The organism is uncultured Campylobacter sp. (genome assembly GCF_937959485.1).
GTDB lineage: Bacteria > Campylobacterota > Campylobacteria > Campylobacterales > Campylobacteraceae > Campylobacter_B.
In genome coordinates, this window is record NZ_CALGPY010000012.1 from 14,375 (window position 1) to 34,522 (window position 20,148).

Annotated in this window: 14 protein-coding genes and 1 CRISPR repeat array; of the genes, 1 reads left to right on the forward strand and 13 read right to left on the reverse strand. The window is 39.8% G+C overall.

What is annotated here, in order from left to right; translation table 11 throughout:
- The first annotated feature begins 1 nt into the window (after position 1).
- Positions 2 to 136 carry a hypothetical protein gene (locus tag Q0380_RS07555; protein WP_297881635.1) on the forward strand — a complete coding sequence of 45 codons (135 nt, stop codon included), beginning with the start codon at positions 2 to 4 and terminating at the stop codon, positions 134 to 136.
- 634 nt (positions 137 to 770) lie between these two features.
- Positions 771 to 6,681: direct repeats of the CRISPR family, unit length 30 nt; unit sequence GTTTCAATTCCCAACGGGATGGAATTCTAC.
- A gap of 391 nt (positions 6,682 to 7,072) precedes the next feature.
- Here Q0380_RS07555 and cas1 read toward each other — a convergent pair.
- From cas1 to Q0380_RS07620, 13 genes are all read right to left on the reverse strand, one after another.
- A complete protein-coding gene (gene cas1, locus Q0380_RS07560) occupies positions 7,073 to 8,071 on the reverse strand; it encodes a CRISPR-associated endonuclease Cas1 (RefSeq protein WP_298962150.1) in 999 nt (332 codons plus the stop codon).
- A gap of 16 nt (positions 8,072 to 8,087) precedes the next feature.
- A complete protein-coding gene (gene cas2, locus Q0380_RS07565; RefSeq protein WP_298027918.1) occupies positions 8,088 to 8,366 on the reverse strand; it encodes a CRISPR-associated endonuclease Cas2 in 279 nt (92 codons plus the stop codon).
- 8 nt (positions 8,367 to 8,374) lie between these two features.
- Entirely contained in the window at positions 8,375 to 8,872 is a 498-nt protein-coding gene (locus Q0380_RS07570) for a CRISPR-associated protein Cas4 (RefSeq protein WP_298962154.1), read from the reverse strand.
- On the reverse strand, positions 8,872 to 10,992 hold the full coding sequence (cas3, locus tag Q0380_RS07575) for a CRISPR-associated helicase Cas3' (protein ID WP_298962157.1): 2,121 nt from the start codon (positions 10,990 to 10,992) through the stop codon (positions 8,872 to 8,874). Before cas3 ends, Q0380_RS07570 begins: the two co-directional genes overlap by 1 nt.
- A 46-nt stretch (positions 10,993 to 11,038) precedes the next feature.
- On the reverse strand, positions 11,039 to 11,752 hold the full coding sequence (gene cas5 / locus Q0380_RS07580; RefSeq protein WP_298962160.1) for a CRISPR-associated protein Cas5: 714 nt from the start codon (positions 11,750 to 11,752) through the stop codon (positions 11,039 to 11,041).
- Positions 11,753 to 12,670 carry a type I-B CRISPR-associated protein Cas7/Csh2 gene (cas7b, locus tag Q0380_RS07585; RefSeq protein ID WP_298962163.1) on the reverse strand — a complete coding sequence of 306 codons (918 nt, stop codon included), beginning with the start codon at positions 12,668 to 12,670 and terminating at the stop codon, positions 11,753 to 11,755.
- Positions 12,670 to 14,463 carry a TM1802 family CRISPR-associated protein gene (locus tag Q0380_RS07590; RefSeq protein WP_298962167.1) on the reverse strand — a complete coding sequence of 598 codons (1,794 nt, stop codon included), beginning with the start codon at positions 14,461 to 14,463 and terminating at the stop codon, positions 12,670 to 12,672. Before Q0380_RS07590 ends, cas7b begins: the two co-directional genes overlap by 1 nt.
- Positions 14,464 to 14,580: 117 nt before the next feature.
- Entirely contained in the window at positions 14,581 to 15,312 is a 732-nt protein-coding gene (locus Q0380_RS07595) for a CRISPR-associated endoribonuclease Cas6 (RefSeq protein WP_298962170.1), read from the reverse strand.
- Between the two features lie 71 nt (positions 15,313 to 15,383).
- The gene (gene glyS / locus Q0380_RS07600; RefSeq protein ID WP_298962173.1) at positions 15,384 to 17,411 is read right to left on the reverse strand and encodes a glycine--tRNA ligase subunit beta; all 2,028 of its coding nucleotides are present in this window, start codon (positions 17,409 to 17,411) and stop codon (positions 15,384 to 15,386) included.
- Positions 17,395 to 17,529, reverse strand: a complete 135-nt coding sequence (locus Q0380_RS07605; RefSeq protein ID WP_298962176.1) for a hypothetical protein — start codon at positions 17,527 to 17,529, stop codon at positions 17,395 to 17,397. The genes glyS and Q0380_RS07605 overlap by 17 nt, the downstream gene beginning before the upstream one ends.
- Positions 17,526 to 18,887 carry an endonuclease/exonuclease/phosphatase family protein gene (locus Q0380_RS07610; protein WP_298962179.1) on the reverse strand — a complete coding sequence of 454 codons (1,362 nt, stop codon included), beginning with the start codon at positions 18,885 to 18,887 and terminating at the stop codon, positions 17,526 to 17,528. The genes Q0380_RS07605 and Q0380_RS07610 overlap by 4 nt, the downstream gene beginning before the upstream one ends.
- Complete coding sequence (locus tag Q0380_RS07615) at positions 18,875 to 19,363, reverse strand: tRNA (cytidine(34)-2'-O)-methyltransferase (protein WP_298962704.1); 489 nt, start codon at positions 19,361 to 19,363, stop codon at positions 18,875 to 18,877. Before Q0380_RS07615 ends, Q0380_RS07610 begins: the two co-directional genes overlap by 13 nt.
- On the reverse strand, positions 19,356 to 20,114 hold the full coding sequence (locus Q0380_RS07620; RefSeq protein WP_298962182.1) for a hypothetical protein: 759 nt from the start codon (positions 20,112 to 20,114) through the stop codon (positions 19,356 to 19,358). Before Q0380_RS07620 ends, Q0380_RS07615 begins: the two co-directional genes overlap by 8 nt.
- Positions 20,115 to 20,148: the final 34 nt, after the last annotated feature.

Here is a 20,148-nt window from a genome sequence, read left to right on the forward strand (position 1 = left end):
AGTGCAAAACATTACTTTGCAAGAAAAGCTGGATCTACAGGGCGTCTTTCGCGTGATTTATGAGAAAAAAGAGTCGAAATTCGCGATCTTTTACAAGGCGTTTTTGAAGAAATTTTTTAAAAATTTTAAAAAATAATTGGCGGAGGCATTTATTATACTTTATGTGGCAAAGGCGGTAACATCCATTAAATTTAGATGATTTTTCCTTTTTATGACGACCACGCCGATATTCTTTGTTTTGCAGTTTCAGAGGATGCTACCAAATTCTGCTTTATAAAATTTTTTCCATCTTTCTGCCTCTTTGACATCATCTAATTTAATTTTAAATTCTAACTTTGACACATGATCTTAAATTTGTAGCGTAAATTTAATTGAAATTAATGCGGAATTCTTACTTTAAATTAGCTTTTAATATCCCTAGTATGCATTTTTACAAATATTTTGAATTTGCTATTAAATGAGTTGCATTTAAATCTATTTATATTGTGGCAAATATACAGTTCGTTAAAATTTTAATCTATAAGTAACTTCAAAATTTTATTCGTAACCTATAAATTTAATATATTTGGTGGGCAAATTGAAACCGAATGAAATTTCACATAAGTACCCCATGCTGTATCTTATCCCAGCCACAACTAATCTTTTAAATTTTCTAGCGAGATGAGAATTCTACCCATTCCTGCCGCAAAAGGTATATCGCGTAAATCCGTTTTGATTTCAACAAGATAATTCTACCGCCTACGCAAATCGTGCAATAAGCCCATTTAGGCGTTTCAATTCCCAAAGGATAGAATTATTCCACATTCCTGCGGGACGCTATAAAATGCAGTGGCAGAAGTTTCAATTCCCAACGGGATGGAATTCTACACAAGTGAAATCAATGATATGGTGTCTAGCTTCACGTTTCAATTCCCAACGGGATGGAATTCTACGTTTAATATCACCATTATAAACCTTTTGAATGGATTGTTTCAATTCCCAACGGGATGGAATTCTACCGATTGCGGGAATGAGGCGAAAGAATCCGAAATTGTTTCAATTCCCAACGGGATGGAATTCTACTCTTTCGGTTTGACAATCGACATCTCTAAAATCAGGGTTTCAATTCCCAACGGGATGGAATTCTACTGCCTCATAAAGCGATATAGTAGGCGTTTGTGTGTGTTTCAATTCCCAACGGGATGGAATTCTACCTACATCTTCAATAGTAACTTCACTATCATTTTTATTGTTTCAATTCCCAACGGGATGGAATTCTACACGATTCAGACGTGCGTTTTATAGAACGTGACGGCAGTTTCAATTCCCAACGGGATGGAATTCTACAATGGCAGGCGGCGATTGATCATTATGCCGAGAGTAGTTTCAATTCCCAACGGGATGGAATTCTACCAAATCTCCTTTTTATCCAAAACAGATGCTTTTCGTGTTTCAATTCCCAACGGGATGGAATTCTACAAAACGGCACCGCCACTCAAAACAGCTATGAGTAGTTTCAATTCCCAACGGGATGGAATTCTACCAAAACGGCAGTTACGATCACTTCGATCAGAGATACTGTTTCAATTCCCAACGGGATGGAATTCTACAATTTGTCTAAATTTTTCAATTCTTTCAGGGAAAAGTTTCAATTCCCAACGGGATGGAATTCTACGACGCCGAAGCTTATGAGAAAGCGACCGCTATCGCGTTTCAATTCCCAACGGGATGGAATTCTACTAAATGAACTTAATGAAGCTGTTGAGGGTGGCACGTTTCAATTCCCAACGGGATGGAATTCTACCTTATGAGATACTTGCAAAAAATCCGCTAGGTTTGTTTCAATTCCCAACGGGATGGAATTCTACTTTAACCTTTTCTTTGGCATAATATATTTCCTATGTTTCAATTCCCAACGGGATGGAATTCTACCTTATAAGAGCGTTTAAAATTTCGCCTGTTTTGGGAGTTTCAATTCCCAACGGGATGGAATTCTACCACAGCTTTTTGATAGATTTTGAGCCGTGCAAAGCGGTTTCAATTCCCAACGGGATGGAATTCTACTCCCGGGAAGCCTAGTGCTAGGGTCGCTAAACTTTCGTTTCAATTCCCAACGGGATGGAATTCTACGCAAACTTTAAGGAAAAGCATAGGGGGTTTTGCCGTTGTTTCAATTCCCAACGGGATGGAATTCTACCTTGGTTTTAGTGCCGTGAGCGCTATGGCTGATGGTTTCAATTCCCAACGGGATGGAATTCTACGGCGGCTAAATTCTGCCTCCATATTCGCGCAGGTTAAATTGTTTCAATTCCCAACGGGATGGAATTCTACTTTAGGGCTTAGCGAAGAGGAATATGCAAAGGGGATGTTTCAATTCCCAACGGGATGGAATTCTACTCTGCTTTGACTTTAATCAGCCGTTCTTGGCATAGTTTCAATTCCCAACGGGATGGAATTCTACATGAGATGATCGAGCGCGGATTCTTACAGAGGTAGTTTCAATTCCCAACGGGATGGAATTCTACTATAAAGCCGTAGAACCTGCTCGTCGTCTTATTACGTTTCAATTCCCAACGGGATGGAATTCTACTTAGGATATTTAGGTTGCCGAGATCACGCAAACCTTGTTTCAATTCCCAACGGGATGGAATTCTACGTGAACGAGCGGATTTTTAGAAATTTCCTCATCCTCGTTTCAATTCCCAACGGGATGGAATTCTACCCTCTTTTTTGGGAGCATTAGAGGCAATTACCTTATCGTTTCAATTCCCAACGGGATGGAATTCTACAGCAGAGAGCCTCTATTTTGTCAAAAGCCCTATGAGGTTTCAATTCCCAACGGGATGGAATTCTACTCTACTTCGCTTTGCTTAAATAGCTTAGCCCACGAAGTTTCAATTCCCAACGGGATGGAATTCTACCGGGATTTGCAACAAGCCGAATCCCAGCTGTAGCTTGTTTCAATTCCCAACGGGATGGAATTCTACAAGAAAAGCGCGGCATCTACAACGTGACCTACAATAAGTTTCAATTCCCAACGGGATGGAATTCTACGCTATGGACGATCTGGAGGGCGCGATCAAGGGGCGTTTCAATTCCCAACGGGATGGAATTCTACAATGCGCAGGCTCGCACTACGGCGAGGTATCTTGAGTTTCAATTCCCAACGGGATGGAATTCTACGTAAGGACGGAATACAAGGATGTCCTCACTCCGAGTTTCAATTCCCAACGGGATGGAATTCTACGAGCCGATGAGCCACGAAGTGGCGGAAAAAATCCGTTTCAATTCCCAACGGGATGGAATTCTACGCATTTAACTCTGTCGAGATTGGTGATAAGGTAGCAAGTTTCAATTCCCAACGGGATGGAATTCTACGAAAGATGAGGAACGACTACAGGAGTCAAACCAGAGTTTCAATTCCCAACGGGATGGAATTCTACTCTGAAATATCATCTTTTGATTTGTCGTCATCGCTGTTTCAATTCCCAACGGGATGGAATTCTACCCGGTTTTCTTAATCGAAACTTAACTCATTCTCATCTCGTTTCAATTCCCAACGGGATGGAATTCTACGCTCGTCGCTCATATCTTTCCATGCGGTGCGAAAGTTTCAATTCCCAACGGGATGGAATTCTACGCTATCTACGCCCGGTAGAGAGCTTCAATATTGGGTTTCAATTCCCAACGGGATGGAATTCTACACTCCGACCTTTCTAAATCCGCTATTAGTTAGCGTTTCAATTCCCAACGGGATGGAATTCTACCCTTTTTTTACGCCGAACATAACGCCCAAGAGAACGTTTCAATTCCCAACGGGATGGAATTCTACTTCTTGTTTCTATTTCTAGGGTTTTTTCTAGGTTTTGGTTTCAATTCCCAACGGGATGGAATTCTACCCAAACACCCATTACAAGGGCATTTGATAAAATCTGTTTCAATTCCCAACGGGATGGAATTCTACACCGTGCGGAAAGAGACCGCCACTATGGCAAGCAGTTTCAATTCCCAACGGGATGGAATTCTACCCATATCGGACGAAGCTTCGACGAAATGATTTTCAAGTTTCAATTCCCAACGGGATGGAATTCTACGTGGTATTGGGCACAATCCTGCACGAGGATAGCATCTGTTTCAATTCCCAACGGGATGGAATTCTACCGTGGGCGCGCGCCGCTTTAATCAGCAAAAGGAGCGTTTCAATTCCCAACGGGATGGAATTCTACTCCAGTCAGGACAGTTATCTGCCGACCATTGACCTGTTTAAATTCCCAACGGGATGGAATTCTACTTATGCGCTCGGATTTAGATTACCGCGAGAAAAGGAGTTTCAATTCCCAACGGAATGGAATTCTACGATAATCAAAACGACGTAGTAAGAAAGATAAGGAAGTTTCAATTCCCAACGGGATGGAATTCTACGCAAATGGGAGTTTACCCCGCGCTTCATCATTTTGTTTCAATTCCCAACGGGATGGAATTCTACCAAAAATAAAGAGCTTTTGGGCGAGATTAAAAAACGTTTCAATTCCCAACGGGATGGAATTCTACCCAAATCCCTCCCCTTTGTGCCGCAGAACAACGAGTTTCAATTCCCAACGGGATGGAATTCTACTTGGAGGCAGGACAATGATAGAGCCAAAATATAGGAGTTTCAATTCCCAACGGGATGGAATTCTACCAAAAACGCCAGCACGGCATTGCTCGCGACGTTAGTTTCAATTCCCAACGGGATGGAATTCTACGCGAGTTTATAAAATTTAGGACACGCCGCCATAGTTTCAATTCCCAACGGGATGGAATTCTACTGTAGAAACCGCGCATACACCTTGATTGTCATGTCGTTTCAATTCCCAACGGGATGGAATTCTACTCTTGTGAGGCTTCTGTCTTTTCTAAAAATCCAAAGTTTCAATTCCCAACGGGATGTAATTCTACTTAACACTTACCTAACATTCGCGTATTTCAAAGATAAGTTTCAATTCCCAACGGGATGGAATTCTACGCTCCGCAATATAACGTGCAGGATTATGCCAAGAGCGTTTCAATTCCCAACGGGATGGAATTCTACGAAAGCTTTCTTTTGGAAAACTTGCGGAATTTGTTCTGTTTCAATTCCCAACGGGATGGAATTCTACGCAGATGGACGGGTTATATCCATTCTGCAGAAATTGTTTCAATTCCCAACGGGATGGAATTCTACCATCAAGGATAAGAGCTGTGAGAGTGAACTGCGTTTCAATTCCCAACGGGATGGAATTCTACGGTGTTCTTCTTGATTGTGTTAGTTGCAATGCTGGTTTCAATTCCCAACGGGATGGAATTCTACTGAGGTTTTAAGCTTGCGTTGGAGTGATGTAAATTGTTTCAATTCCCAACGGGATGGAATTCTACAGTAGAAACAATTCGACGTCTTTCATTCATAAACTGTTTCAATTCCCAACGGGATGGAATTCTACGAATCTAAATCAATCTGAGTGAAGTCATCAAGATTGTTTCAATTCCCAACGGGATGGAATTCTACGTAATCTGAGCGAAGAGGAGAGGCTGACACAAGCTTGTTTCAATTCCCAACGGGATGGAATTCTACGGTATTTGGAGAGACATCTATGCTATTCCTGAAAGGTTTCAATTCCCAACGGGATGGAATTCTACAAGCTATAAGAAATGCATGCAGTCGCTACAAAAGATAGTTTCAATTCCCAACGGGATGGAATTCTACGATCGCAAGCTCGTTATAGCCGCTTTCGACTCGGAGTTTCAATTCCCAACGGGATGGAATTCTACTCGTTCTTTCAGCCATGTGCCATCACCTCCATGCGTTTCAATTCCCAACGGGATGGAATTCTACATTATTGAGGGCTCAAAAGTTAGTTCTTCAAAAATACGTTTCAATTCCCAACGGGATGGAATTCTACCAAAGCCATAGAAAGCAAAGGCTTAAAGCTCATTCGTTTCAATTCCCAACGGGATGGAATTCTACAGATACTGAGTATTTTACATATATGGTATTACCAAAGTTTCAATTCCCAACGGGATGGAATTCTACTTAATCAGTTTTTCAAGAATAAAGGTGTTTTGAAATTGTTTCAATTCCCAACGGGATGGAATTCTACTTTTATTCCTGAGAGATAGCAAATTATTCCCTGAAAAAGTTTCAATTCCCAACGGGATGGAATTCTACTCACTATCAAGCACTTTCGCAAAGCTATAGAGAGGTTTCAATTCCCAACGGGATGGAATTCTACCTTAATACCGCTGTTATAAGCCTTTTGAATGGACTGTTTCAATTCCCAACGGGATGGAATTCTACTTTAGGCAACTCAAGGAAATAGAAAAGAGATACTACCGTTTCAATTCCCAACGGGATGGAATTCTACTGCGTTTGCTCCCACGGCGAGGGCGATAAAAAAATGTTTCAATTCCCAACGGGATGGAATTCTACCTACGCTTTCTTTGGCTTGTAGGCTAGCGAAAGTGTTTCAATTCCCAACGGGATGGAATTCTACAGAATTTGCAATAATTCCCGTAGAGAATTTGCAAGTTTCAATTCCCAACGGGATGGAATTCTACATATAAGCAAAAACCACACTATGATTGAGAAAAAAGTTTCAATTCCCAACGGGATGGAATTCTACATCAACGTATCGCCTTTGAAAGTAAAATAAATTCGTTTCAATTCCCAACGGGATGGAATTCTACAGCACGAATTTTGCCATTTTTCTAGGTAGAAAGTGTTAGGAGTATATATTTTTATGCCTTAAAATGGACTAAATTTAAAAAAGCGCCGATTGCTCAATGCCCAAGATTTCGGCATTTCAAAATCTTAAAAGCAACTTTATCGCTATCTATATGTATTGTGAGTGCAAATGTTAAAATCTCAATATAAGATATTCAAAAAATCGAAGTATGAACAACAAAAAAAGCTGAAATTTTAAAAGCATATGCGTTTTTAAAGCCAATTCGTTCGTCGTTCCGTGCTTCAGATCAAATTTATTTCAAAAGACATGCATCTTAAGAGGGCACAATCTATAGGCACAAATGATTCTAGTTAAGATTAAAAAAGCATAAATTAAGCTTGAAGCCCTGAGACCTACCGCCATACCAACCCCTCGTAAGGCACGCCTTCACAGACGTATTTTTTAATCTGATTGGCCTCGCGACGGATGATTTGACGCCAGGTTAAGCTCTGTCCCGCTACGTTCGCGCAAGATGATAGTTTCTCAATTATTTTTAGTTCGATCTTTTGCACCGCTTCTCGACCGAATCTAATACGCCCCGCATCCGTTTCAAAATCTTTTGCCGTAATCTCGCGTTTATTTAACATTCCAAAAATTAACCTATCGCCTAAAATAGGCTTAAAAATCTCTGCAAGATCTAGATGTAGGCTTAACGCGCGGTAGTTTGGCTCGTGTAAAAAGCCGATGCGCGGATCAAGCTCGGTTTTGTAAATTTCGCTGAGGCAGATGTTATAAATGCGCGTATTTACATAGCTAATGAGGGCATTAATTTTATCCGCCGGCGGGCGTTTGGAGCGCGTCGTAAATTTAAAACTGCGCTGATCCTCGATGATTTCGTTCCAAGCTGCGAAATATTGCTTGGCAAAGCTGCCTTCCACCGCCATTACCGCTGCCATGTCGCAGGCGCGCGCTAGAGCATCCAGATGCGGCGCAGTATCGAGCGAGACGCCGTAAACCTTGCAATTAATGGCTGCATTTAAGATGCGAGCGCGAGTAATTTCGCGAGCGATAAAAAGGCGCTTAGAAAGATCGTCAAAAGCCCGCAGCTGCGCCAAAAGCACAAAGCCACTTTTGTTTACGGAATTTGAAGTATTCGGAAAAAAACTGCCGCGAAAGCTCTGATAGGCGCTAAAAATATGCAGCAAAATGTTATTATCAGCCAAAAACGCCATAGCATAGGTATCAAGCTCTACCCGCGCCAAAATATAAATTTCATCAATTGCGTTAATCGGCAAAATTTTACTAGTTAGAATTCCTCCCTCGTCGTTAAATTTATCGAAGTATAGATTATTATCTTTGCGGCGCAATCGGCCTGGGCTTAAAATAAAATGCGTGCGATCCGATTTTTGCATACTTTATCCTTAAATTTTAGCTGAATATTGCTTCGTTTTTATCGCGTCCGATGACGAGGCGCTGTGAATATTTTAGCGAATTAAAAGTATAAATTACCACGGAATCAAGCTTGCTGGCGCACTCTTTTTGCAAAATCGCCATTAATTTTTTAAGATCGCTCGCTCTGATTTCACCCTCGAAAACGCTGAATTGCACGCGAGGCAGAAACTTCTCGACCGCCTTTCGGACGTGCGCGGCGTTATTTTTCTCCTTTTCGTCGCTGCTTGAAATATCGTAAAATAAAATAGCGTACATCCTATCTCCTAAATGCAATAATCACAATAAGCGCAACTCTCGCAAATCTTTTGCGGGCTAAATTTAGGCGGCTTTGGCTCGTTCACAAGGGCGGTAATGCCGTTTAGAATTGTTTCAATTTTAGTGAAATTTTCGGCGTTATCCTCAATGGCTATGACGGTTTTGCCGCTAATTAGCTTGCCTTTCACCTCTTTTAAATTTAAGCCCATTTTTAAAAGATAGATATAAAAAAGTAGCTGCATCTTGCCTGCTTCTGGATTTTTTAGGCTCTTTTTATATTCGGTGATGAGATAATGTCCGCGCTGCTTAGAAAGCTTGTCAAATTTCAAATTTGAAAATGCGAATTCCTGCAAACCGTTCTCTTTGATGTCTGCTAGCGCCTTGCCCATTAGCATGTTTTCATCTTCCTGATTGGCGTGAATATTGTGTCCGTAAAGCCACGCCTCACGCTTACAGATGATGTAATAATTCACAAGCGTGCCGGTGATTTGGTCTTTGCAAAACATTAGTCGAAAAACTCATTCTTGAGATTTAAGGCGGCATCCTTTTTAATCCCGAAATTATTATTGTATGAAGTATCGCCGAATGGTAAATAATAGACATCTTTTAGCCCATCAATACGCTTTATATTTAAACGCTTTGCATCAAATTCTGTGATATTTACACCAAATCTATTAATTTTCTTAATAGTATTCGTAAATATATCTTTCTTATTAAATTTGTCCATATCAAGCCTATTGATTTCAAAAATTTCATTTTGAAATTCTTTAATATAATCTTCTTTTGGCTCAATTATTACTAAAATTTTAAGCCTATCATCCATCGCCTCGCTAATCTTTTCGTTTATATCGTAAAATCCGAGCTCTCGCATCTGCTCCGCTAAAAATAAGCTCTCTAGGCTTTGCTTTATGGCGCTGAAATACCTAGTGGAAATATCTAAAATTTCGCTTTCGATGATATCCCTTTGCTTTAGAATTTTTACCAAAATATTATCGCTAATGCGTTTTAAATCACCGTAAATGAGATCGGAATAGTCGCGAATATCGTTAAATACGTATAATTCTCCCAGAGCTGCGAAATTTCTATTTATACGACCGGCAGTTTGGATAATCGAGCTAATGGGCGCTATCTCTCTAAATCCAACATCAAAATCCAAATCCACGCCAGCTTCGATAGACTGTGTAGAAATTAGCAAGATCGGATCACCGTGCCCACTTTTATTTTTTGCAATTGCATCTTTTATATTTTCGATATTTTTTCGTTTGTGATCGTCGCACATATATCCGTTTAGGCAAAAAACTTTAAATTCATCGTAAAATTCCAAAAATAGCTCTTGCGCTTTTTTAATGGTATTTACGACGACTAGTGTATTTTTGCTTTTTGCTAATTGTCTAATCTTGTCTTTTAAAGCACTCTCGTCACCATCAAACCACTTTAAAACGTATCTATTTTGATCTTTGAAATAATCTAAATTTGAAATTTCTTTAAATTTAGTCGCATCAACAATAGGCATCGTGGCGGACATAAAGATAAAAATACAGCCAAATCTTTCCGCCATCATCTCGCAAAGTTTCATAAAATCTGCCCTGAACTTATACGGTACCGCCTGCGCCTCATCGATTATTATTACACTATTTTTTAATCGGTTAAATTTTACGCTATCTTTATTTTTGTTTCCAAAGAGTGCAAATATAAATTGATATAGCGTAGTTACGTTAATATCTCCGCTAAAGGAATCCATCAAAAATTTAACTTTAGAATAGCGATCTTGCGGAGTGCTTTCATCTATCGTAGTTTTGTGATGAATTTTATGAATTAATATATTTTTATCGTCTTTGAAAATCTCTTTTATCTCATTATAAACTTGATCTATGATAGCCGTAAACGGCAGCACATAAATAATACGTTCTTTATTAAATTTAGCGGCAAAATTTAGCGCAGTCAAAGTCTTGCCGTAGCCAGTAGGCGCGGTTAAAGTAAAAAGATTATGATTTACATCGAAATTATTTAAAACGAATTTTCTAAACTCGCTTCTTTTCGCATTTGGCTTACGATTTTCCAGGGCTTTGATATATTTTTCGATCGTATTAGAATTCGCCGGTTTAGAAACAGGAATTCTTTGATTAAAAATAGCTTCATATTTATCACTATAAATAAGCGACGAAAATATGTCTTTGAAATTTAAAAAGTCATCGTAATCAAACTTCTTTTTCGCAAATTTGAAGTATTCTCTTAAATGTTTAGCTTTAATTAAAAGCTCATTTTTATCCCTTTTAATATCTTTGTAAATTTCTAAACCTAAAGCTTTATATAAGACTTCATCCCAAAAACCTAGTTCCTTCGAGCTCTCAAAATATTTGCCGAAATTTTTATTTTGCGTTGTAAGCTCGCAAAAATTTTCTACATTTCCATGGTGTGATACGATGGATAAAAACCCAAAAGCCGTATCTAGCTCATTAAATTCTGAATTTAGTAAAAATATGTAAGCGGATAATAAAGCATGATTTTTATCTGCAATTTTTTCGGTAGGATTTTTGATATAAATTTGAAAATTAGTTTTTAGCTTGGCTATATCGTGATAAATTTTAACGCATTGCAAAAGCCTACTATCCGCTTCAGCAAGCATATTTGTTATATGCTTTATTAATGGTTTATTAGGATGCGATAGCAGCTCACTTTGCAAAGTAGACCTTGTAGTCATTTATTTGATAAATATTTCCTCTATTCTTTGCTTTGATTTGACTATTGCCGCTTAACTTAATAACGAAATCTTTAAAATCCTTAAAAATTCGACCCTCTTCGCATCCGCAAGCCATTCTAGCCGTAGTAAGTCTGATATCAAAGCTTTGTGCATCAAATATAAAATCGTCCATCAAAACGAACGTATCTATAAAACTTTCCTTTTCATGCACCAATTCACAATTTTTTATCTCGATATATTTAAAATCCGCTATACAAAAATTTATACCTAAATATGGCGTAAAGACACATCTATGAGCTTTTAAGCTGTCGATTATCTTTTCTTTATAAGAAGCATTTAAAGCACTTAAATCAACGAATATGACATATCTAGGATCTTTTATTAGCTCTTTATAAAACTGCTTTTTCTCGCTAGAATCTTGATAGCCTTGTTCGATATGCATATTTGACGATAGAGCAAATTTTATACCGTTAAAAATCATAGTTTTTTTGCGAAATTGCGAACTTAAAATAACGCTATAACCTATATCGTTAAGTTTAAAATAATTCATTTCACCTATAATCGATCCCAAAAGCCCCATGACGGCAGTCTTTGGCGGCACCGGGTATGTAAGAGACGAGTAGATAGTAGCCGGATGAGAAAAATGCGCATAATCTCCCGATAGCTCAAAAGCTATTATATCCATTTAAAATCCTATTTTTATCCAATTACTATCAAATTGTGATCTGTTATTTTGCTCGAAGTCAAAATCGCTCATATACTCTATTTTTTCGATCTCTTGCGCGTATCTAGTAAGTTTAGCTTTTAATCTAGAAAAATCAATTGTAAAATCATTTATACTTCTTATCTCCACATCTTCTTTGCTACTATTTATAGCCACACAGTTATTTAAATCTCCAGCGAAAGTATCATTTTTATATGTAATTACTAGCATAAATCTAGGCATTTGACCCATTTTCGTGCGAGTAATTAAATTTTTAGTCCCGCTCCAGAGCGCGCCTAAAATCACTTTTACATCATCTTCACTTAAATTTGTAATCTTTGCACTATGATTATCCACTATTCCGTAAGTTGCAAACATTGCATAATTTAAAAAATCTTCTTCTCTAAACGTTTTATTTGCCTTATCGCTACCGCTTGCAAATGCGCCGGTGCCTTTTATATGCTCTACCGCAACTCTATGAAGTGATCTGCTCATTCTAAACTGAATGGGTCCGACAAATTGAATTCCGGCTGTTTTTATGCCTTCTTTTTTCATCTCGTCTTTATCCGATATCGGCAAAACTCCACCAAATGCGCGAATATCAATAAATTTAGATAAAATTTCTTTTTCTATCTCGATTTTTTCTTGCTTAACGTTAATTACTTCACGTATCGCGCTTTTGCAATCTAAGATATTTTCATCTCTTTTATACTCTTTAATGAAAATCGTACTTTCGTCTTTTTTCATAATTTCATCTCTAATTGTTCGCTTTATACGTACATCAGTAACTTCTGCTATACCCGTCTCATCGTCTATCCTAGGAGCGTTATCTCTTAGCATATCGCCGTTTGGATTAAAATTTTCGCCGTCCCAAAGAAATAGAATTTCCTTCTTTTTCATTACTCGTCTCCTTGAGTGTTATCTTTAATATATTTCGTAAAATCACTTCCGCCCATAGCAAAAGCTAGCGTTACATAAGCGCCCTTAACTCGCTTTTGAGATAAAAACGCACTTGGTAAAATTCCAATCAAAATATCGCGCATGATTTCTATATTAGCGCTTCTTTTTCCTCGCGATACATTGGAGAGTTTTTTATTGGTTTCATCGCACTTGGTCCAAATCCGTTCTAAAAGCTCTTTCGTAATTAGTCCCGCATTATTCAGCCATTTTTCGAATGAACTATTTTTGCTAATAGCAAATTGACGATTTATCAACCCTGCGGACATCATTCCTAGCAAATATGCACTCTGCAATACTTCATTATCTTTTAGAAATTCGCTATTTTTCAAAATCGAGCTTATTAGCTCTTTTTTATCGCTTAAGCCTTGCAAATTAACCTCCCTTGCAAATGATATTTTTTCATTTAAAGCACCTATTTCATTAAAGAAATTTTGATATTTTTCGATACTTTCTATACTTCTATTTTGATATGTCTTAATGCGATTAAAATAAAATCCCCATTCTATTTTTGACGCATAGCTAGAGTTAATATTGCCTTTATAAATCAAAGTAGCATATTTTTCCATTATATCGTCCAAATTCATCCTATTTTGCGATAATAAAAAATTCATAATGTCGATGTTTTTAAGAAATAAATTTTGCATGTAAATAGTATCATCTTGTTGATCTTTACTATCTTTTCGCCTAATCGCCCTAATATTATATTTACCCATTAAATCGGAAATTTTAGAAATATAAGACGGCAATACATCATCTATTTGCAATAATACATTAACCGCAGCATTGCTTTTTTTATAAAATAAAATTGTATTTAGCACGGGCATATTTGCTTGCGCTTTAGCTACGGATTCCAACTCATAATTAATACTTTCTTCAATATTTTGTATGCCTTGCAGATCTTTTTTCTTTTCGCTCGGATCTTTTAAAATTTCCACTATTTTTTCTAATAAATTTGCATCATTTACCATTAACGTCGGTAAGACCGCCATTTTATCCCCGTAAAAATTAAAAGATAATTCCTTATCAATTGCCATAAAACCGTTTTTAACCAAATTTGCATTAGCACTATTTAGAGGTAGTAATCTAACTTTAATGTCTTGTAAAGCAGTCGGTAGCTCATTTACGGAACAAAACGCCAAATTCGCATCTCCGCCGATACCCATACTATTTGTAAGCATATCATAACCATAAATTTTGACAGTTTTACCATTATCGCTATCACTTAAATGACTCGTAAAAATATTTTTGAAATACGCTGAAATCGGCCTACCTTCCCAAGATAATGCAAAAAAAGTAGCTACTTTCATGCCCTTTTTCTTAGACTCTTCTTGTAGAGCTACAATTTCACTTAAAATATCATCAAAAAAGCTCTCGTTTAAACTAGATAAATCCGTCAATATTTTATCATTTTTGATATCGTCAGGATTGAAGCAAGAGAGCATATTTTTTATGGCTTTTGAAATTCCTTTTATAAATTTAGAAGTATCGTCTTTTACGGCTTTGCTAATGAATTGGACATTAGGGAACAAATTGCCAGAATTCGCGCCTATGCCAAATCTACAAACTATTAAATCGTCTCTTGAAATATTATTATTTACCGATATTTCTTTACTTTTAATATCACAAAGATAAATTTTAATAGCATCGTATTCGTAGCTCTTGTTGTTAATTTTGGTTTTCTGTTTATCATAAATTTCGCCGATACTAGAAAAAATTTTAACTATATCGCCCAAAATTTATCCTTTCTAAAATATAGGTGAATTATAACTAAATTTTAATTATATTGTCAATAGTTGTTGTATTTTAGAAGAATGATTTGCCTTTTTTAGATTTTTATTATACAATCGATTTCAAAGCAAGCAATTATCCTTTTTAGGATTAGAAATTTGTACTTTAATAAGGTCTTGCTTTACAACCTCCAAAACCCCTACTCCGTAGTTCATGCACCCACTTCCAGCGCCCGTGCCAAGGATCAAATTTATTAGTTCAGCCCTAGCTAAAATTTTCCATCTTGCCTGCCACGCGTATACCGGCTCGCGGTTGTTGCCGTAATAGAATTTCACAGACTCACCCGGCTTTTGCCATAATAAATTTAATTCCATTTCGCTATCATATTTTCGCCCCATAATCGTTTCAAATCGCTGTAAAATATTCGTCTTCATCATCTCTAAATGCCTGCTATCTTGCGGCTGTAAATAGACCTTATGTCCCAAAAGCCCGCTTACTGCGCACGCCACGTAGCCTTGCACAATAGCTTCGTTCTCGCAAATTTTATGATTTTTCGCTTCGACGGTAGTTTGCGTAAATAGAATTTCACCCAAGCTTAGCCCGTCTTTTAGCACTGCTAGCGCGATTTTGCGTTCAAACTCCGGCTCGCATGAAGCAAATCGCACGCGCAAATCCTCTCCTCGCAGGATAAAATCAAACACCGTGCGTTTAAAAATTTTACCGCTTGATTCGTGCCTGTATCCTACGTGCTCTGAAGCCGGCAAATAGCGATAAAGAAAGCCCTGAATCAGCTGCGAGAGAGATTTTGTGATTTTTAGATTTTTAGTTGGTAATTTTGCGTTGATTATTAGCATTTACGCTCCTTTGCGTGGTAAAATTTTACCCAAGATTCGTGCAACCTTGGGCAAATGAGTTCTAAGTGAAATTAAAATCCTATCTCTTTGATATCGGCAAACTGCAAAAACGCGCGATAAATTTGACCGATATTTGCGATGCGGTTTGCGCGCACTACGGCATCCTCGGCATTTATCATTACGTTATCGAAAAAATCATCAATCACGCCTTTAAGCCCAAATAGTGAGCGCAGATACCCACTCACGTCGTTTTCATTGAGCTTAATCGCCCTGAACGCCGCATTTAGCGCACGCTCAGCGTCGTGTTCGAATAGGTTTTCGTCCACCGCGCCTATTTTTTCGTCCTTGATGATATTGGCTAGGCGCTTAAAAGTCGCGAAATTTTCTGCAAAGTCCGCTGCTGCTGCGATCTCGCCCAGTGCCTTTATGGCCTTGCTTAGTCGTAATAGATCGTTTTCGCCGCTTGCGATGCACGCCTTGATCACGGATGGATTTATCTCGTCAAAAATTCCGTATAACCTATCTTTTATAAAATCCAGCAGCTTAGAAATGTCAAATTTCTTATAATTTGGCGCCAGCTTCTGCGCCAGCGCATTCGCATCAAAGCTCAATCCTTGATTTAGTAAAATTTTAATTAGCCCAGTAGCTGCGCGGCGAAGCGCATACGGATCTTTATTGCCGCTTGGGACTTTATTGATACTAAAAAGTCCCAGGAGTGTTTCAAATTTCATCGCTACAGCAATTACGCTACTAAATACACCGCTTGGCAGCTCGCTATCCTCGCCGCTAGGCAGATACTGCTCGCGTATCGCGCGGCATACATGATCTGCCAATCCAGCGTGTGCGGCATAGTAGCTGCCCATAATGCCTTGAAGCTCGCTAAATTCGCCCACCATCGTGCTGCTAAGGTCTGCTTTACTAAACATTACGGCATTTTCCACATCCTGCGCAAAATCCTTTTTGCCGATCTCCGCCTCGATCTGCGTAGCATAATCCGCGCTCAGTGCCCTTGCTACCGCTAGCTCGCGCACTTGCTTATCATAAACCGAGCCAAGAGCTTGCATATAGGAAATTTGCTTAAGTTTTTCAGGGCTAAATTCCGCTTGCAAATCGCTTTTCCAAAAAAACATAGCATCGCTTAGGCGCGCGCGTAAAACTTTTTCATTGCCGCGTACTACAAGCTCGTCATCATCGGTGATTGCATTACTAACGACAACGAAGTGATTGCTTAAGTTTTTACCCTCGAAAACGGGAAAATAGCGCTGATTCTCCTTCATCGAAGTGATGATGACCTCTTTTGGCACGCTTAAAAAATCTCGCTCAAAGCTGCCTAACAGCGCCGTCGGATACTCGGTGATCGCCGTTACTTCATCCAGCAATGCAGGATCGACCTCGATCTTAAAGCCATGCTTTTTCTCGAGCTTTGCAAACTCGCTTAGAATTTTATCTTTTCTTTTTTGCTCGCTTAAAATTACGCCGTTACGCTCCAGCAGTGCGAAATAATCTGCGGCGTCTTTAAATTTAATCGCTTCATAGCCAAATTTTCTATGCGGAAAAAATGCAGCCGCGCTTCGCACGCCATAAATTTCAAAATCTACGTTTTGACCGCCCAAAACGCAGGCTATGCTTCTTATCGGACGGATAAACTCAAACTTGCCGCTACCCCAGCGCATCGTGCGTCCAAAATTTAGTGATCGCAAAAACTCCTCTATCATTTCACCTAGAATTTCACGACTATCACGCCCCTTTTGCACCGCAGCGTGGTAGAGCACCTCTTTGCCACCTATCTGCCGAAATTCCAGCTCGCTTTCGCTTATGCCACATTTTTTAGCAAAACTTAGCGCCGCAGGGCTCCACGCGCCGTCTTTGAGCGCGACAGATTTTGGTGCGCCCGTGCTTACGATCTGCGCATCATCGCCGCGTTGCGGAAAATCCTCGTGAAATAGCACAAATCTACGCGGGCTAAATTCGAAGCGAAAGTCGCTATTTATGCGGTTGGCCTCAAGCACTGCGCGCCATTTTGGCACGATATTCGCACGCTCTTTTAAAAACGGGATCGCAGGCAGCTCCTCGACCCCAATCTCAATTAGTAGTTCCATCTTTATCCTTTTTTCGTTGATTTCGTTTTTCGTTTTTCTCCATCATTTCGCGGTTAAATCCTACGATCATAAATATCATAAAAAGCACGAAAAGTGCGGTTATAACGGCGTGTATCATTCTACTATAAATTCCTTTTGCCCTTTATAAATCGTAAAATAGGCATTTTTAAATTCTAAATTTTTGCCGTTTTGTACAGGAGCGCTTTTGCGAAAAATTCTAAACTCTCCCGTGCTTTTTAGATCAATTATGCCGTCCTTAACGTCGCCTTTGATCGTGCTTATCACATCTCCTGCGCGCAGCTGCCGCACCGATGCGCTAGGCAAAACGTATGGTGCGATAGAGCCTACGTTGCCGTTTCTAGCTACGATCTCAAAATCGTCGATCTCAAAGCTTTGCTTATAAAATTTCGTCTTTTTTACTAGCAAATCGAGTTTATCGCCTAGCTGCAGCCCGCCGCCGCCGTAGACAAAAACTCCGCTTCCATCTTGGGAGATCGCAAAGCCATGGCGGTTTGTAAAGCTCACGACTACGCCTTTTATCAACACAGGCTCGCTTATAATGCGCCCGTAAAGCTTCTCTATCGTGGTGGTCTTTGCGGCACTAGCGGTATTTTTAGCTAAAAATTCTTGCTTTTTCGGCATAGATTTTAAAGCGCTTTCGTTCGTCAGAATGAAGCTAATCGGAAAATGATCGGAAGCGGTAGAGAATTTAGCAACCGCGAAGCTGTCCTTTTTATATCCCGGCTCGCTACTAAAAAAATCGTCGCTAAGCAAGATATGATCGAGCACCGCGCCACTTTCATGAGACTTACAAGAGCTAAAATGCTTTAACTGCGAGCAGGGATGTAGTGCCCATAAATCGCTAAATCCATCGCGCTCGATAAGCTCGTTTAATAAAGAATTTCGTCCAAAATTCGTATTAAAATCTCCCGCTACGATAGCGCGTTGGTGCCCTTGCAAAACCTCGCGTAAAAAGGCGAAATTGCGCTTGCGCTCGCTAAGCGGATTGCGTGCAGAGAGCATATGTACGACATAAAAGCTAAAATCAGCGCCGTTAAGCGCAAAATCAGCGCGCAAAATATCTCGTGTTTTAAGCTCTATCGGGCGGTAGGTTTTTTGAAATTTTATCGGTATGCGCGACATCACCGCCACGCCCGCAGGTGCAGTCTGCGCGCGCGAAAAAGCGTAGAATTTATAGCCTGCCTTCTGCGCAAGCGCTTTTAGCACCGCTTCGTTTTCGATCTCTTGCAGCCCCAAAATATCGGCATTAAGCGCGCTTATCTCATTCGCTATCTCTTGCAGCTTGCGCTCGTATTTTTGCTCGCTCCATGAGCCGCGCCCGATCTCAAAATCCGCGTATTCCGTGCCGTCATCCTTGCCATCGAATAAATTTTGCACGTTAAACGATGCGATTTTCAGCTCCGCCGCACTCGCGCCGCAGAAAAACATCGCAAAAAGTAGCGCTAAAACTCGCAAACCGCGCTCCTAAAGTCAAATTTATCGATGTTTTGGCGGATCGCTTCGTAGGTTACGATGCCCACGCTGGTGGCTAAATTTAAACTGCGGCCCGCCCCACTCATCGGGATCGTGATGCAGTTTTCGCGATTTGTGCGCATGATCTCAAGCGGCAGCCCGTGCCCCTCCGAGCCGAAAATCAAAAAATCGCCCGGCTTGAATTTCGCTTCGCAGTAGAGCTTGTTCGTCTTCGTCGTCGCAAAAAAGAAGCGTTGCTTAAATTTCTCGTTCGCCGCCATAAACTCGCCCCAATTTTCCCAAATTTTAAGATCCAAGCTCGCCCAATAATCAAGCCCCGCACGGCGCAGATGCTTATCGTCGATGACAAATCCTAGCGGCTTGATCAGATGCAAAGGACACCCCGCATTGACGCACATGCGCCCGATGGAGCCGGTGTTTGTGTGGATCTGTGGATATACTAACACGATATTAAACATCAAAAACCGCCGATTTTGCACGGGCGAAATTCTGTGATTTAAAATTCCACAAGGCAAAGTTTTGAGATTTAGAATTTTGCAAAGCTAAATTACGCAGCTTGGAATTTCGCACGGTAAAGCCTTGCAAATTTGAATGGGCAAAATTCCATAATTTGAAATTATGTGAAATAAAATTTAGGTCCGTGATTTTGCGACGCTGCAGGACGTCAGATCTCTCCTTGCAGCGACACGGCTCTTGCGTCCTTCTGCGGTGCGGCGCGAGAGCTGCTCCCATGCCACAGGACACGCGATACGGCTCGATAAATTTTGCTTTAATGCGTTTAATACGACGCAGGCTGTGAGATTTTGTGCCAAGATGTCCTAATCCGCAAAATTTCATCTTGCTGCAATGCGAGCCGTGAAATTCCGTCTCGTTGCTGCACGGCTCGTATAATTTATCGCCGCAGCGATGTGATCTGCGGAATTCCCGCGATCCATAAAACTTCGCCTCGTGGATTTTCTCCGTGTGGCAGCACGACGGATGGAATTTTAATAGGTAAAATTCCGCGTCGTGAAATCCTACCGAGCTAAGCTTTTTGCTATGAAATTTTACGCCGCAAAAATTTAAATTTCGCTCGCCGCAAAAGATAAAATTTCGCGCAGTAAAAATCACGAGATTTTGCCTGCGATCAAAGCAAAAAGCGTGCTTTTGCAAAGACGCGGCATTCTTGCAAAACGCGTAAATTTCATCGCGACGATAGAATTTTTTCATAAAACTAGCTCCTAAATAAAACGGCGATTTTACA